We start from the raw sequence: 12,682 nt of genomic DNA, 5'->3' as shown, positions 1-12,682 counted from the left end.
TTTAAAAAGTTATTCGAAACACACTAATGATTCCACCAAACCATAAAAAACTTAAAAAGTTCGCCATTTGGTTTCTTTAGCCAACAAAGAGGAGCATTTTCTTCATTTAAAAATTGTTGAAGTTTATTTTGAAAGGCTTCAAAAGTCAACCAATTAATATTTGAGTGTGGATTTACTAACCAGTTATGTTTAGTTGGAATATAGAATTTACAATCGGAAAATTGCGGTAACTCGTTCGGGTAGATATAAAACCCATAAATACACTCATTATTTAGTTGTTTAAAGTTTTTTCCAAAGTCTTTTAAAGGAACAAATAATTGTGCTTTAAAATATACTTGTTGTATTATTTCATCTACCCCCAACTTTAATTCATCTAAATAAGTTTTAGTATGATTGGAGTAGAGTAATGGTAATTGTTTTTCTTGAAGTTTTGTTAGCTTTTGAATAAGAGAATCACGTCGGTTAGGACCAATCCAATGTTCAATTTCAGAATTTCCAATAGTTGCATCATACAAATAAAACTTATATATAATTTCTAAATGAATTGGTTTGTTTTCTTTTAAGAGTAAACAATCTAATTCACCCACGGTAATTTTTTTTTGTTGAATTTGAATGTTTTCTGCAAGAATTGAAATACTAGCATGTTGGTTTAACTCAAATGAAACAAAGCGTTCAACCAACTTACCTAGACGTAGTTTTTGTGTGATTTCTTGGTTAAACGAAGTGGTTTGAGTTATTGAAATAGGGAATTGTTCTAAATTAAAAACACCTTTTCCATACCATAGAAAAGGTGTTTTAAAAAATCCTTCGTATTGTAATTGTAAGTCTTTTTGTTTTTGGTGCATAAAAGATTTACTCTTTAATTCCTAGTGTATCCAATACTAGTTTGGTAATGTCAAAACGCTCATCTATATACCCAAACTCGTTTCCTGTAGTGGTTAAAATTTGCGTATAACCATTTGCTTTTGCTACTTCTGCTATTACCTCTTTTAATTTTTTATATAAAGGGCGTAAACTCTGCTCTCTTTGCACTTGCATCATAGTTGTTCCATTCTGACGGAATTTACTCATTTCTAACTCAAGTGTTCTTAATTCTTGGATTCTGGCTTTTTTATCCTCTTCTGTCATTAGCTTTTCTTCAGCCTTAAAAGAATCTACCTTGGTTTTATATTCTGTAGCTTTTATTTGAAAACTAGAATCTAGTTTTTTTCCATAATTTTCTACTCGCTGTAAAACTCCTTTCATTTGCGGCATTTTGCTAATGATTAATTCACTATCTACCGTTCCAACTTTGGTTTGAGCATTTGAAAATCCAATAAAAAATATGGCTAATATAAAAGTGATGTTTAGTTTCATGTATTTCTGTTTTTTGACAAATATAAAAAAGTGATGTTTGTGGTGTTCTTAAAAAGCGTTAAAGTTTATTTTCTATAGTTCTTATAATATTTTGAACCTCTTCTTGAAAATCAAACCATAAAATGTTAGCATCTTTACGAAACCATGTTCCTTGTCGTTTGGCAAACCTTCTTGAATTTTTCTTTATTTCTTCAATGGCAAATTCTTTAGTAAAATAGCCTTCGAAATACTCAAACAGTTCTCTATAACCTACAGTTTGTAGTGCGTTTAGGTTTTTATGAGAGTGTAGTTTTTTAGCTTCTTCTATCAACCCTTTTTCCATCATAATATCTACACGACGATTAATACGGTCGTACATAATTTCTCTATCGGCAGCCAGTCCAATTTTTATAGATTGAAAATTACGAGGAGTTTTTAGTTTGTTTTTAAAAGAACTATATGTTTTTCCTGTGCCAATACAAATCTCCAAGGCGCGGATTAATCGATGTGGATTATCAATAGCAATGGTATTATAAGCTTCAATATCAAGCTCTTTTAATTTGTTTTGAAGGTGTATTATTCCTTTGTTTTCTAACTCAGTCGTTAAATCTATTCTTATTTGTGTGTCTACATCAGGAAAATAATCCAAGCCTTTTAAAACAGCATCTACATACAAGCCACTTCCGCCCACCATAATTTGAATTGAACTTTTGGTAAACAATTGGTCCAAGGTTTTTAATGCTTCTTTTTCAAACTGCCCTACAGAATAATCTTCAAAAATACTTCTGTTTTGGATGAAGTGGTGTGGAGCAGCAGCTAGTTCTTCAAGATCTGGAACGGCTGTTCCTATGGTCATTTCTTTATAAAATTGACGTGAATCACACGAAATAATATCACAATTAAAATGTTGAGCTAGTTGAATACTTAGCGCTGTTTTACCAATAGCTGTAGCCCCAACAATGGTAATTAAGGTGTTTTTTTGTGACATTTAGTTCAATTTTGTTCCGCAATGATAACAAAAATCTGCGTCATCTTTATGGCCATCATAAGAACAATTAGGGCAAGATTGAGTGTTAAGGTGTACGTTCTTTTTAGTCATTTCAGAACTTACAATTCCCGTAGGTATTGCAATAATAGCGTACCCAATAATTACCGTAATACTTGCAATAAACTGTCCTAAAGCGGTTTGGGGAGCAATATCTCCATAACCAACAGTTGTAAGTGTTACTATTGACCAATAAATGCTTCTCGGAATACTTGTAAAACCGTTTTCAGCTCCTTCAATGAAATACATTACGGATCCTAAAATAATACAGATAATCAACACAAAATAAAGAAAGACTCCAATTTTAGCTTTACTAGCATTTAAAGCTTTTATTAACTGATTAGACTCTCCAATATATCTTGAGACTTTTAAAATTCTAAAAACCCGTAACAAACGCAATGCTCTTAAAGCAATTAAACTACTATGTGTGCCCACAAAAAAGAAGGTTAGGTACATAGGAATGGTAGACAGCAAATCTATCATACCATAAAAGCTGAAAATATACTTTGTAGGTTTTTTTATTGAAATAATTCTCAGAATATATTCAATAGAAAAAAAAATGGTAATTATCCATTCAGAAACGTATAAGAAGTCATGATGTTTGTTATCAAAACTTTCAATACTTTCAAGCATAACCAGTATAATACTTGCTAAGATTGCAAATAACAAGATGATGTCAAATAATCGACCCGCAGGGGTATCTGCTTCATAGATTACTTCGTGTAATTTTTCTCTCCAATTAAGTGCTTGATTACCCAAAAGATTAGTTTTTTGAATGCTTTATAGCAATATTACAAATTATTTTCAACTTGTAATCGCACTATTTTAAACACCTTGTTTTTTAGTAAATAGTTTTTAATGATGGTTTTCGCAAGCTCTTTATGTTCGATAGGAGTGAGCATTGATTTTAGAATAGACAACTGATGTTCTTGAAAAGCAAGATTGGTGTAAGTATAACCCATAACTTCATTTTTTTCAATTAAAATTACGGCGTGCTCTTCTGGAATTCTACCTTTATCAATAACAAGCATATTGTCGTGATTAAAGCTTTTGTCTGTGAGCTTTCTTTTTCTTATAATATTGTACTTAGGTTTTAGTTTTTCAAGTTCTAAATGGTATTTTAAACGGGTAAAAAGCATATTTCCGGTTTCTTCATAAGAAACCTTGCTAACTCTTTTAATTACTTTTAGCGCTTTTCTAGTTTCTTTTAAAAAGAGCTTATTGGTTTCTTGTTTTATGTTTTTACCTCTGCCTACAAAAATGATTGTTCCTTCGTGATTATGGACATAAAAAAGACCTTCTTTTTCAGGCAAACTATCTAATATTCGTTGGATGCGAAATTTTTCATGTCTGTTATCAAAATACTTTATAGATTGTTGGATAATACCTTTTTCAACATCCTTATCTATCAATAGCTTGAATAATTGTACCGTGGCCAATGCGTCACCTGTTGCTCTATGACGATCAGACATAGGAATTCCTAAAAATTTACAGAGTTTCCCAAGGCTATGAGAAGGAGATTCGGGGATGAGTTTTTTACTTAAAGTAACTGTACAGAGTGTGTTACGTTTGTACTGATATCCTAATCGATCAAATTCGGTACGAAGAATGCGATAGTCAAAATTAGCATTGTGTGCTACGATAAAGCAATCTTGAGTTATTTCAACAATTCTTTTTGCTACTTCATAAAACTTTGGTGCATTTCGCAGCATTTTATTATTAATTCCAGTAAGTTTTACAACAAACTCCTGAATTTCTCTTTCTGGGTTTATTAGGCTAATGAATTGATCTATAATTTGATGTCCGTCATATTTATAGATGGCAATTTCTGTAATTCCTTCTTCGTTATATTTTCCTCCAGTAGTTTCAATGTCTAAAATAGCGTACAAATCTCTCCCTTTTTTAAGCTGGTCTATGTAAATCTAAGCAATATAATTTCTAACTCCAAAAATAGAGCTTCCTATTCGTACCATGGTACTGCCATTTTTTATGGCTACTTCATAATCACCACTCATTCCCATAGATAGTGTTTCTAAATTAGGATAGCTTTCTTTATTCTTATTAAAGAAATTAGCTAGTGATGAAAATTCCTCTTGTAATTGCTCTTGGTTATCTGTAAAAGTTGCCATCCCCATTAAACCTACAATTTTTATATTTTCAAGTTCTTTTAATTCTTCTGAAGCTAAAATATTTTCAATATCTTCAAAAGGTAGTCCAAACTTGGTATCTTCTTTGGCTATCCTAGCTTGTAACAAACAATTGATAACTCTATTATGCTTTTTAGCCTGTTTGTTTATTTCTTTTAATGTTTTAAAACTATCTACACCATGAATTAAATCAACAAAGTGAGCCATGTATTTTACCTTATTACGTTGTAAATGACCAATCATATGCCATTTTATGTCTTTGGGTAATTCATCATACTTAGCTACCATTTCTTGTATCTTATTCTCACCAAATACTCGCTGACCAGCATCGTAAGCTTCTTGTAGGTCGGCAATAGGTTTGGTTTTAGAGACTGCAACTAAGGTTACATTTTCTGGTAGTGTTGATTTTATTTTTTGAAGATTTTCTTTAATTCCTGTAATCATAATAATTGTTTATCGGACCTTACACTAAAACTCGTAAATAGTTAAAGCACTTCTTAATTTAGGTTCTATATAGGTTGTTTTTGGAGGCATCATTAAACCAGCATCAACAATAGTTTTTAGTTCTTGAATATTGGTAGGTAACATTCCAAAAGAAACCTTAAACTCACCACTATCAACCTTTGTTTTTAATTCTAATCCGTCAGATTTATCTTGAGAATATACAATCTTAGAAGCATTTCTAATATCTTCAATTCCTAATATAGGTTCTAAAACGGTTGTGTATAAAATATAAGCATCTAATTCACTTAAACAGTCGGAAAACGCATAAGCTGACTTACGTAAATACAAGGCATAAAATTCACCATTCAAATACATGCTAAAATGGTGTTTCTCTTTAGGTCTGTACAACTCCTGACCTCGATTCTCAATTCTGAAATGAGTATCCAATTCTATTAAAAGTTCTTCAGGAGTCAATCCGTTTAAGTCTCTGATAAATCTATTGAATTCATAAATTTTTACCTGACTTTCAGGTAATAAGTAACTCATAAAAAAATTATACTCTTCTTTTCCTGTATGCTTAGGGTTATTTTCTGCTAAGTTTTGTGCTAACAAGCATGAAGATGTTGAACGATGATGTCCATCAGCAATATATAGCGTGTGAACTTTTTTGAAAGCTTCTGCTATTTGCTCTACATCTTTCGTCTCTTTTATAACCCATAAAAAATGTAAATCTCTATCAGATGTAGAAAACTCGTATTCGGCTCTTTCTTTCTGATATTTTTTTACAATAGCATTAATTACATCATTGTCAGGGTAGGTGAGTAGTACTGGTTCTGCATTAAAACCTGTATTTTTTAAGTAGTTTTCAAATAGCAATTCACGTTCCTTTAACGTGTCTTCGTGTTTTTTAATTACTTCATTATGATAATCTTCTACAGAAGTGGCTGCAATAATTCCGCAGAAATGATTGTTTGGAGTTATTTTTTGATATATGTAATAGGCAGGGATTTCATCTTGTTTAAAGACTTCATTCTCTTTAAATTCCAAGTAGCGATTGTGTACCAATTTAAAACGTTGTTCTCCTGTTACATCTTGTTTGTGATATTTATACCCAGGATTAATTACATGTAAAAAAGTGTACGGATTAAAATCGAGTTTGGCTCCGATTTCCGCAGGGGTATAAATTTCGTACGATTTAGAAGATACTAAAGCAACTTTATCGCGGGTAGCTCTAACAGCTTTAAACGGTTTTACAATTGCCATAGGTAATTAGCTTAATAATTCAATAATTTTATTGGCAAGCTCAATACCAGCTCTTTCTTGTGTTTCAATGGTAGAAGCACCAATATGAGGAGTCATTGATATCTCTGGGTTCATTAATAGTTGAATTTCAGGTCTTGGTTGGTTTTCAAAAACATCTAATCCTGCATATTTAACCTTTCCACTTTCAATAGCCTTAATTAAAGCTACCTCATTTAAAACACTTCCATGAGAAGTGTTTATAATTCCTACCCCAGTTTTCATTTTATCAAACAAAGAGGCGTCTATTATATATTCTTCTTGTGCAGGAAGGTGTAGGGTTATAAAATCTGATTTAGACAGTACATTATCGATTGTTTCAGTTTCAATAAAAAAATCTACCGATTGACCATCAAAAAAAGGAATTGTGATGGTTGCATTATCTATTTCTGCATCAGTTGTTATTACTTCCATACCTAAAGCCAGTGCAGTTTTTGCAACTTCTTGTCCTACGCTATCAAACCCAATAATACCTAATGTTTTACCTCTTAGCTCCGTTCCTTGCGAGTACTGCTTTTTTAAGGCATTAAAGCGCATATCTCCTTCTAAAGGCATTTCACGATTTGATTGATGTAAAAAACGAACCATTCCGAATAAATGTGCAAAGACCAATTCTGAAATTGAAGTTGCCGAAGCCTCTTCACTATTCACAACATGAACTCCGTTGTTAATTGCATAATCAACATCAATGTTATCCATTTCGGTTCCTAAGTAAGCAATAAGTTTAATACTTGGACAAGCATCTATTAATTCTTGTTGTACTTGAGTAGTATTTCCCACTACAATAGCATCAATAGCATGATCGTTTATATAATTTTCTAGTTGCTCTTGCGCCACTTTTGTAATTAAAACTTCAAAGCCTTTGTTTTCTAAAGCTTGTTTTCCGCTAGTGGAAATTCCATCATTCACTAATATCTTCATCCTTATTTTTATATTAAAATGTCATTGTAAAAAATGACGTTGTATCTAACTTATTCTTTCTAATTCTTGCATTACATCTACTAAAGCCTGTACGCTATATAGAGGCAAAGCGTTATACATACTTGCACGATAACCACCCACACTTCTATGTCCACTCAATCCATTAATATTGGCTTCTTGCCACATTTGATCAAACTTAGTTTGTAAATTTTGATCAACGAGGTTAAAAGTTGCATTCATATGGCTGCGATCTTCTATAGCAGCGACACCATTAAACAAAGGGTTTCTGTCTATTTCACTGTATAGTAAATTCGATTTTTTCTCATTCACTTTTTCGATAAATTCGATTCCTCCTAAATCTTTCAACCACTCTAAGGTTAACATGGAAGTGTATACTGCAAATACAGGTGGTGTATTAAACATACTATCCTTGTTGATACATACTTGATAATTTAACATTGAAGGAATTTGACGCTCTACTTTACCTAAAATAGCTTCTTTAATCACCACAAGTGTAGTACCGGCTGGTCCCATGTTTTTTTGAGCTCCTGCATAAATCAAATCAAATTTTGAAAAATCCAATTGACGAGAAAAAATATCAGAACTCATATCGCATACCATAGGAACTGAAGTTTCAGGAAAACTTTTCATTTGTGTTCCGTAAATAGTATTGTTACTAGTACAGTGAAAATAATCTACATCTGTTGGAATAGTATAAGATTTGGGGATGTAGTTGAAATTTTGATCTTTTGAAGAAGCAACTTCTACCAAATCACCAAATAATTTAGCTTCTTTTATGGCTTTATCACTCCAAGTTCCTGTATTTAAATAAGCAGCTTTTTTATTTAGCAAATTGTACGCAACCATTAAAAACTGCATGCTAGCTCCACCTTGTAAAAACAATGCTTTATAACCTTTGTTTTCCAACCCTAATAATTCTAAGGCTAAACTTCTCGCTTTTTCAATTACCTCTACAAAAGGCTGGCTTCTGTGTGATATTTCGATTAAAGATAAGTTGTCATTATTAAAGTTAATGATTGCTTCTGAGGCTTTTTTAAGCACCTCTTCAGGTAAAATACAAGGTCCTGCACTAAAGTTATGTTTTTTCATTTGTGTTGTTGTGTTTTGCTACACAAAGGTGCAAATTTATATAGAGACTCTTTTAAATTTTAGCTAAAAAATCTAGAGTATTTACACCATCGGCATAGTCCCATAACTTTGGGTGTTGTGTTTGCCCGAATGCTATTTCATTTTCAACAAAATTATTGGCTACGATACACTGAATTTGCGCTCGGTCTTCCCATAATTTAATTTTTAAATCGTCTGTATTGTCGTAATACTCGTAAAAAACAGAAGCAATAGGAGAAGCATAGCTCTGATCTTCTTTAATCATTAAAAAGCCGTTTTCTAAGATGTCAAACTCACTCATTAAGTACACCGCTTTGTTATAATCGTAGTTATTAGCGTACTTGATATTATTGATAATTTCGTGTTGCTTGTACATACCGTTGAAAAAAGCATCAAAATTATAGCCTTTCGGAATGAACACTTTAGAAACAGAACGACAACCTAACCCGAAATAACGAAAAACATCTTCGCTTAAGTTTTGCAATTGAGCTTCAGATTCGTTTCCTGTTAATACAGCAACAGAATTTCTGTTTTTTCTGATGATACTAGGTTTATCTTTAAAATAATATTCAAAATAACGGGCTGTATTGTTACTGCCTGTGGCAATTACGGCATCGAAACCTGTTAATTTTTCTTCAGTAAACGTGATTTTTCCTTTTAATTCAGGGGAAACATATTCTAAGTATTTTGCTAAAAAAGGCAATAAATGTTTATCGTTAGACGATTGCTTAACCAATACGGAGTGTCCAGAAATTAGTACAGATAAAAAGTCGTGAAAGCCTACTAAAGGGATGTTTCCAGCCATAATAACGGCTACTAATTTAGGGTTGTTGTTGCCTAGTTTTTCGGTAGCTACCCATTGAGTTAAGTTTTCTGAGGTGAGTGCTTTTGCCCAATTTTCTATAGAGAATAATATGTTTTCTCTGGTAAACCAGGTGTTGTTTTCTCCCGCTATTTTTAATTGGTGTTTAAATCCATCAAAAAATAACTCATTATATTCTACAGGTTCTTTTTTTTCTATTTTTTCTTGAGAAAATTGGCTTAAAAATTCCCCTAGTTTATGAAAAGCGTTAATTCTACTTTTTATACCATCCATTTATTTGGTTCTAAATTAAATTGGAACTATTTTTGCGATTGCAAAGTTACAAAACTGAAAGAGATTAATTATGGCAATTATAATAACTGATGAATGTATAAACTGTGGGGCTTGCGAACCTGAATGTCCAAATACAGCAATTTACGAAGGTGCAGATGACTGGAAGTATGCTGATGGGACTGATTTAACAGGAAATATCGTTTTACCAAATGGCAAGTCTGCCAATGCAGATGAAGATCAAGAACCAGTTTCAGATGAAATTTATTACATCGTTGTAGATAAGTGTACGGAGTGTAAAGGTTTTCACGAAGAGCCACAGTGTGCGGCAGTTTGTCCTGTTGATTGCTGTGTTCCTGATGAAGACAATGTAGAAACAGAAGAAGAGTTATTAGCAAAACAACGTTTTATGCATAACGATTAATAAGTGCTGGGCTTCTAGATTCAAAAAAATAAAAAAAAATCCTGAGAGTATTCTCAGGATTTTTTGTTTTACAAATAACCAGTATTAAAGTTTAAATCCTAATCTAGTAAAGAAATAAGCACCGTCTGATCCCATTTGCACAGAATCTGCTAACCCACCTTGGTCTGTCCATCCATCAAATTGCGGAGTAGGATATACATTAAAAATATTATTTCCTCCAATGGTAAAGGTTATTTTATCGGTAAAAGCATAGCTCAAGCTTAGGTCTGTGGTAATTTTACTTTCATAAGTGTCGGTTGCAACAGCGTATAATGCATCTGCTTCTGCTTGTGTGGTAGCAGGTGAATCTACCCACTGAAAATCTTGTAATTGGACTTCACTAAACTTTGTAAAGTTTAAAGCAACATCTAGTTTTTTATATCCATATCCAAGGTTTAAACCGAATTTATGATCTGGAGCAGCAGCTTTTAAATAAGCTTCAGAAAAAGGACTGAAAAAAGTAAACCTGTTTAGGCTTCCATTTTTTATTTTTTCAATTTTAGTATCGTTAAAGTTTCCTACCAATCCTACATCTATTCTATGATTTTCAAAAGATTTTTTATAGTTTAAAACAAGGTCTAATCCTTGAGTTTTAGTGTCAACACCATTGGCAAAGAATTGCGCAGCATCAACGCCTAAATTCAATCCTGATGCATCAAAGTTATCTGTTAAAATAATGCGATCATCAACGGTGATAGAGTACGCGTCTATCGTTGCCGTAAAACCGCCAATTTTATAGGTAAACCCTAAACTTGCATTGAATGCTGTTTCTTCTTTTAATTGCTCTATTCCGAAGGCTCTAGTTACAGTGCTGTTATTAGCCGATAATAATGATGGAAGTGATTCACCATTAACAATATTGGTAAACTTTAGATTATAATATAATTGCGCTAAAGAGGGAGCTCTAAATCCTGAGGAAATAGATCCTCTCAGGGTTAAGTTATCACTTGGTTTAAATCGTGAAGCCAATTTAAAATTAAACGTACTACCAAAATCACTATAATCTTCAAAACGAATAGCAGCTCCAACTAAAAACTTTTCTGTAAAGTTAAATTCAGAATCAAAATAAACTCCTACATTACTTCTTGAACGGTCCACTTCATTGTCTGGTCCGTATCCGGGAAATCCTTGTGAGCCACCTGACAGCTCATCTCCATTGCTATCTACCGCTACTGGTTGAACAGCTGGGTTTGTCATCAAAACTCCGTTGTCATCATACAGTCCATAAGAAGCTTCTTCGCCTGCAAAAATGATAAAGTTTTCAGTTCTATACTCTAAACCAAAAGCAAGGTTAACTCCACTCATTAAATCTTCTAAATACTTGGTAAAATCTAATCCAGTTGTATTTTGTGATAAGCTATGACCTCCAGCATTAAAGTCGGTAGGAGAGGCATCTTTTAAAGAAGCATTGTTTGAATCTTTGATGAAATAATGGAATTTATTTTCTCCGTACGTATTATTAAAATCAATTTCCCAACCGTTGTCTAATTTATGTTTAATTCCTGCAGAAACAGAAATATCAGTAATATTAGAGGTAATTCTTGGTGTAAAACCATTTGGATGTATGCTAGGAACACTTCTATTATCACCTTCATCAAAACTATCTCTTGAAAAAGCATACGCATCAGTATCTCTGTAGTTTCTACCTCCAAAAGCATATACTTCTGTATGGTCGTTAATAGGCAAACTAGCGTTGACCATAAAATTGAATCCATCTATAGCAGCGCTACCATATCCTTTTCGCCAAGAAAAACCTGGTCGTAGCGTTCTTTCTTTTGACAACAATTCGGTAGTAAAGTTTACAAAACCTCCTTTATCATTTAATTTTGCTCCGTAGTTTAAATCTAGTTTAAAGGTTCCTCCATCAAAACTTTTATTTTCTCCATCTAATCTATTCTTTCCTTCTACGTTGTATAGCGTTTCGCCAGTTGCTTCTGCCCATCCACTTCCTATGGCTGTACTGTAAGCTCCATAACCTAGACTTCCAGAAACGCCATCGGTATCGTCTTTTAACACGATGTTAATTACCCCAGCAATAGCGTCAGAACCGTATTGTGCCGAAGCACCATCTCTTAAAACTTCAATCCTTTTAATAGCAGCAGTAGGAATGGCATTTAAATCCGTTCCTGAATTTCCACGTCCGCGTGTTCCAAAGATATTTACAAGGGATGATTGATGACGTCTTTTGCCATTGATAAGAACTAAAGTTTGGTCTGGCCCTAAACCTCGTAAAGAAGCGGGTACAATATGGTCTGCTCCATCTGAACCTGATTGCTTTGTTGCATTGAAGGAAGGAGCGGCATATTGTAGAATATCATTTACTTCTACTTTTCCATTTTTAGTTGCTAAATCTCCCACATCAATTATATCAACAGGTACAGGAGTGTCAATAGCTGTTCTTTTAGGATTTCTAGATCCTACAATAACAACTTCATCTAACTCTAACCCTTCCTTTAGAATAATATTAAAATTAGTTTTTCCATTAATAGGAATTTCTTGTGTTTCAAAACCTGAAAAACTCACTATTAAAATTCCGTTGGTATTGACGCTCAGAGCAAACTCGCCATTAAAATCTGTAGAGGTTCCGTTTGATGTTCCTTTTTCTATAATATTAGCTCCAGGTAAGGGTTCATTGTTTACATCTTTTACAGTTCCTTTAATTAGTGTTTGTGCTTGTAACATGTACAATCCACTAAAAAATAGGTAAATAATAAGAAGGGTACGTTTTTTCATGTAAAAAAAAATTTAAATTAATTTCTTAAAAGTAGTAAAAATTCAAGTTAAATCTTAAAAAAATGTTAAAGCTA

General features: G+C 32.8%; 12 protein-coding genes. 1 reads left to right on the top strand and 11 read right to left on the bottom strand.

Annotation, left to right across the window (positions count from 1 at the left end):
• Positions 1-23: 23 nt before the first annotated feature.
• Genes V1T75_RS01545 through V1T75_RS01500 form a run of 10 tightly spaced genes read right to left on the bottom strand, consistent with a single transcriptional unit; the run spans position 24 to position 9,415 of the window.
• Positions 24-845 (bottom strand): DUF1853 family protein, encoded by an 822-nt coding sequence (locus V1T75_RS01545; protein ID WP_330486796.1) that lies wholly within the window; start codon positions 843-845, stop codon positions 24-26.
• A gap of 7 nt (positions 846-852) precedes the next feature.
• The gene (locus tag V1T75_RS01540; RefSeq protein ID WP_330486795.1) at positions 853-1,356 is read right to left on the bottom strand and encodes an OmpH family outer membrane protein; all 504 of its coding nucleotides are present in this window, start codon (positions 1,354-1,356) and stop codon (positions 853-855) included.
• Between the two features lie 58 nt (positions 1,357-1,414).
• Positions 1,415-2,323 carry a tRNA (adenosine(37)-N6)-dimethylallyltransferase MiaA gene (miaA, locus tag V1T75_RS01535; RefSeq protein WP_330486794.1) on the bottom strand — a complete coding sequence of 303 codons (909 nt, stop codon included), beginning with the start codon at positions 2,321-2,323 and terminating at the stop codon, positions 1,415-1,417.
• Positions 2,324-3,139, bottom strand: a complete 816-nt coding sequence (locus V1T75_RS01530) for an ion transporter (protein WP_330486793.1) — start codon at positions 3,137-3,139, stop codon at positions 2,324-2,326. It abuts the gene before it with no gap.
• 32 nt (positions 3,140-3,171) lie between these two features.
• Entirely contained in the window at positions 3,172-4,269 is a 1,098-nt protein-coding gene (locus V1T75_RS01525; protein WP_330486792.1) for an exonuclease domain-containing protein, read from the bottom strand.
• A 33-nt stretch (positions 4,270-4,302) separates the two neighbouring features.
• Positions 4,303-4,971, bottom strand: coding sequence for a YggS family pyridoxal phosphate-dependent enzyme (locus V1T75_RS01520; RefSeq protein ID WP_330486791.1), 669 nt, complete (start codon positions 4,969-4,971; stop codon positions 4,303-4,305).
• Between the two features lie 24 nt (positions 4,972-4,995).
• A complete protein-coding gene (locus tag V1T75_RS01515; protein ID WP_330486790.1) occupies positions 4,996-6,234 on the bottom strand; it encodes a DUF1015 domain-containing protein in 1,239 nt (412 codons plus the stop codon).
• Between the two features lie 6 nt (positions 6,235-6,240).
• Positions 6,241-7,191 carry an NAD(P)-dependent oxidoreductase gene (locus V1T75_RS01510; protein ID WP_330486789.1) on the bottom strand — a complete coding sequence of 317 codons (951 nt, stop codon included), beginning with the start codon at positions 7,189-7,191 and terminating at the stop codon, positions 6,241-6,243.
• A gap of 45 nt (positions 7,192-7,236) precedes the next feature.
• On the bottom strand, positions 7,237-8,301 hold the full coding sequence (gene serC, locus V1T75_RS01505) for a 3-phosphoserine/phosphohydroxythreonine transaminase (RefSeq protein ID WP_330486788.1): 1,065 nt from the start codon (positions 8,299-8,301) through the stop codon (positions 7,237-7,239).
• A 52-nt stretch (positions 8,302-8,353) separates the two neighbouring features.
• Positions 8,354-9,415: an acyl-CoA reductase gene (locus tag V1T75_RS01500; protein ID WP_330486787.1), complete on the bottom strand. Its 1,062-nt coding sequence runs from the start codon at positions 9,413-9,415 to the stop codon at positions 8,354-8,356.
• A 70-nt stretch (positions 9,416-9,485) separates the two neighbouring features.
• Here V1T75_RS01500 and V1T75_RS01495 point away from each other — a divergent pair, with 70 nt between their 5' ends.
• Positions 9,486-9,836: a 4Fe-4S dicluster domain-containing protein gene (locus V1T75_RS01495; RefSeq protein WP_330486786.1), complete on the top strand. Its 351-nt coding sequence runs from the start codon at positions 9,486-9,488 to the stop codon at positions 9,834-9,836.
• An 84-nt stretch (positions 9,837-9,920) separates the two neighbouring features.
• On the opposite strand, the gene V1T75_RS01490 is transcribed toward V1T75_RS01495, so the two are convergent.
• Complete coding sequence (locus tag V1T75_RS01490; protein WP_330486785.1) at positions 9,921-12,608, bottom strand: TonB-dependent receptor; 2,688 nt, start codon at positions 12,606-12,608, stop codon at positions 9,921-9,923.
• Positions 12,609-12,682 lie beyond the last annotated feature (74 nt).

It is taken from the genome of Tenacibaculum sp. FZY0031 (assembly GCF_036350695.1).
Classification (GTDB): Bacteria; Bacteroidota; Bacteroidia; order Flavobacteriales; family Flavobacteriaceae; genus Polaribacter.
Note: the sequence above shows the minus strand (reverse complement) of the source record. Positions and strands in the feature narration are given on the sequence as shown.